1 protein-coding gene is annotated in these 999 nt (G+C 38.7%); it reads left to right on the top strand.

Going from position 1 to position 999, the window contains the following annotated elements:
- Positions 1-990 (top strand): elongation factor Tu (gene tuf, locus DW1_RS12615; RefSeq protein ID WP_074350997.1); only part of this gene is annotated, 990 nt, incomplete at its 5' end.
- Positions 991-999 lie beyond the last annotated feature (9 nt).

Below are 999 nucleotides of genomic sequence, written 5' to 3'. Positions count from 1 at the left end.
GTAGAGTATGAAACACCAAACAGACACTACGCACACGTTGACTGTCCAGGTCACGCTGACTACGTTAAGAACATGATAACAGGAGCAGCACAAATGGACGGAGCTATATTAGTATGTTCAGCAGCAGATGGTCCAATGCCACAAACAAGAGAGCATATACTACTATCAAGACAAGTTGGAGTACCAAAAATAGTAGTGTTCTTAAACAAAGAAGACATGGTAGATGATCCAGAGTTAATCGAACTAGTAGAAATGGAAGTAAGAGAATTACTTTCAGAATACGAATTTGATGGAGACAATACACCAATAATAGTAGGATCAGCATTAAAAGCACTAGAAGAACCAGATGGACCATGGGGAGACAAAATAGTTAAACTAATGGAAGCAGTAGACGAAACAATTCCAACACCACAAAGAGCAACAGACAAACCATTCCTAATGCCAGTAGAAGACGTATTTACAATTACAGGAAGAGGAACAGTTGCAACAGGAAGAGTAGAAAGAGGAATATTAAAAGTACAAGACCAAGTAGAAATAGTAGGATTAACAGACGAGCCAAGAACAGTAGTATGTACAGGAGTAGAAATGTTCAGAAAGATGTTAGACGAAGCGCAAGCAGGAGATAACATAGGAGCACTACTAAGAGGAGTACAAAGATCAGAAATAGAAAGAGGTCAAGTACTAGCAAAACCAGGAAGTATAGTACCACATACAAAATTCAAAGCAGAAGTATACGTACTAACAAAAGAAGAGGGAGGAAGACATACACCATTCTTCGATGGATACAGACCACAATTCTATTTTAGAACAACAGACGTAACAGGTTCAATCAAGCTACCAGAAGGCGTAGAAATGGTAATGCCAGGAGACAACGCAACATTTACAATAGAACTAATCACACCAATAGCAATGGAAGAAGGATTAAAATTCTCAATTCGTGAAGGTGGAAGAACAGTAGGAGCTGGAGTTGTAGCTGAAATAGCTAAGTAATTTAGAGAC

The sequence above is a fragment of the Proteiniborus sp. DW1 genome, assembly GCF_900095305.1.
Classification (GTDB): domain Bacteria; phylum Bacillota; class Clostridia; order Tissierellales; family Proteiniboraceae; genus Proteiniborus.
This window is presented reverse-complemented; position numbering and strand designations above follow the sequence as displayed.